We start from the raw sequence: 1,968 nt of genomic DNA, 5'->3' as shown, positions 1-1,968 counted from the left end.
GTTCTGATTTTTCCTCATTCTTTCCATAAATAATGAAATCAACTGACACTCCAAGAACGATTGCCAGATTATCTAATGTCTGTATCTTAAAATCTCCACCATTTTCAATAGCTGATAATGCCTGTCTGCCTATATCTACTCTATGAGCTAACTCATCCTGTGATAATCCTATCGCCTTTCTACTGTCAGCAATTCGTAATCCTCTCTCATAATCCTTTTCTCTTGTCTGTGCTTTACTGCTCATAAATCCTCCTTGCCGCCCTTGGAAACGAACAAGTCGGATTACCTTTACAGCACTAAAAAAGACGCACGAGGAAACCAGTATCATAAATACTGTTCGTTTCCCCTGCGTCTCTGGTGCTTCCATCTTTCGATGTGCCCTTATCAGGTGGGCTGTAATTTAATTGTCAATCATTATATTCTGAAAGTCCCATTCTCAGAATGTTCCTTCATCATTCCCTCGGAATACTTCTTGAGTATCATCACTCGCTTACATCTGTCACACTTAATTCCAATATTCTGAAGTGCTACAGCGGAATCATCACCGCATACAAAGTATTCCATCATTAACTTGTTGCATTTTTTACATCTAATTTCTATAACATTTCCTTTGTTCAATTCAGTTCGCTCCTTATTCATACAAAATCATCAATCTACAATTCTGTACTCGTAAAGGAAAGGGAAATCACCTTTGCAAGCCTTTTGCCGGGAGTTCCGATGAATGTCTGCACATTCCCCGGCTTTGCTGATCTAAAGCCAACTGATATGAATTGTGCTGTCAGCACATAATCACATCAGGCTCCGGCTCTTTCCATAAACCACATATTGTTATCTTCATAGAAAAGGAATATTTCCTTTCCATCTACCACACAGGTATAACGCTCTCCAACTCCACCAGCCCTTGTACTGGCTGCTCTGCGCTTGTCTTTTACTCGTGTAATCTCATACTTTCTGCCATCTTCCCATGTTATCTCTTTTGGAATGAGCAGTCCGTCCTTTGAAAACTCTGCAAGTACATCAACATATACCTTATTGCTCAATGTAATCACCTTCCTTACAAGATTGCTATTGCTCTGGAAGCATCCATCTTCCTTGCTATATAGCCTTTTTCTTCTAATATTTTCAGATGTGCATAAACACTTGAAGTCGATGCCACCCCTACCATCTTGCATATCTCCCTGATAGTAGGAGCATAACCATTCACACGCTGATATTGCATAATGCTTTCATACACATTCTGCTGCTTCTCCGTCAATGGTGCTCTGTCTACCAGATCAATTCTTGCTGCTTCGCTCATGTTCCGCCTCCCTCTTTATCCAAAATACCCATGCGGATGTACTGTGTGTTCTTCTTTTGCATTGACTGCCGATAGAATCCTGTCCCGGTACATGAGCCCCCTCTGGATACTGTAAAATCCAAATCTTCTGCGTATCTCATCCACCGCTGAATCCATCTTCATCTGCTTTTCACGCTTCTCCACACTTGAGAACAAATCAATCTGTTCCCAATAATTATCTGTTACTAAGTCTGCACCTCGGACACCAACACTGCGGATTGGTTTGCTCCAGTTATAGTTTTCCTTAAATATCTGATAAGCATATGCAGCTATCTCTCCGGTGATATTCGTTGCATGGTCAATCTTTTTCTGACGGGTAAAAGAGAATAATTCATTATCCCTGACACTTATCTCAACCACTCTGCACCGGAATCCATTCTCACGAAGTCTTGCTGCAACACTCTCAGCCAGAATATAAAGAACAATCTTTACATCCTCATCGCATACTAAATCCTTTGGTGTCGTTGTGCTGTTCCCCACGGATTTGATTGGAGCGTGGGTGTTCTCCAGCTTGACAGGTGAATCATCATAGCCATTAGCAAACGACCATAAGATACTGCCAATCTTTCCAAGGTGACTGTTAAGCACATCTTGATCTGTTCTTGCAAGATCACCTATAGTTTTGATACCAA

The 1,968-nt window shown here is 41.2% G+C and carries 5 protein-coding genes; all 5 read right to left on the bottom strand.

Going from position 1 to position 1,968, the window contains the following annotated elements; genetic code table 11:
• The coding region (locus WS40_RS10435) for a helix-turn-helix domain-containing protein (protein ID WP_046442163.1) at positions 1 to 244 on the bottom strand (244 nt) is incomplete at its 3' end.
• Between the two features lie 170 nt (positions 245 to 414).
• A complete protein-coding gene (locus WS40_RS10430) occupies positions 415 to 567 on the bottom strand; it encodes a hypothetical protein (RefSeq protein ID WP_307878022.1) in 153 nt (50 codons plus the stop codon).
• Positions 568 to 794: 227 nt separating this feature from the next.
• Entirely contained in the window at positions 795 to 1,049 is a 255-nt protein-coding gene (locus tag WS40_RS10425; RefSeq protein ID WP_004611568.1) for a hypothetical protein, read from the bottom strand.
• A gap of 5 nt (positions 1,050 to 1,054) precedes the next feature.
• On the bottom strand, positions 1,055 to 1,297 hold the full coding sequence (locus WS40_RS10420) for a LexA family protein (protein ID WP_004611567.1): 243 nt from the start codon (positions 1,295 to 1,297) through the stop codon (positions 1,055 to 1,057).
• Positions 1,298 to 1,312: 15 nt separating this feature from the next.
• Positions 1,313 to 1,968, bottom strand: a 656-nt coding sequence (locus WS40_RS10415) for a DinB/UmuC family translesion DNA polymerase (RefSeq protein WP_046442159.1), incomplete at its 5' end; no start/stop codon positions are given.

Source organism: Ruminococcus sp. N15.MGS-57, assembly GCF_000980385.1.
GTDB classification, from domain to species: domain Bacteria; phylum Bacillota; class Clostridia; order Oscillospirales; family Ruminococcaceae; genus Hominimerdicola; species Hominimerdicola aceti.
The sequence above is the reverse complement of the archived record's forward strand: the minus strand, read 5'-3'. Positions and strand labels throughout refer to the sequence as shown.

Excerpts from the sequence above, each read along its gene's own strand:
- WS40_RS10430 (WP_307878022.1), bottom strand. The coding sequence starts at position 567 with ATGATGGAATACTTTGTATGCGGTGATGATTCCGCTGTAGCACTTCAG.
- WS40_RS10420 (WP_004611567.1), bottom strand. The coding sequence starts at position 1,297 with ATGAGCGAAGCAGCAAGAATTGATCTGGTAGACAGAGCACCATTGACG.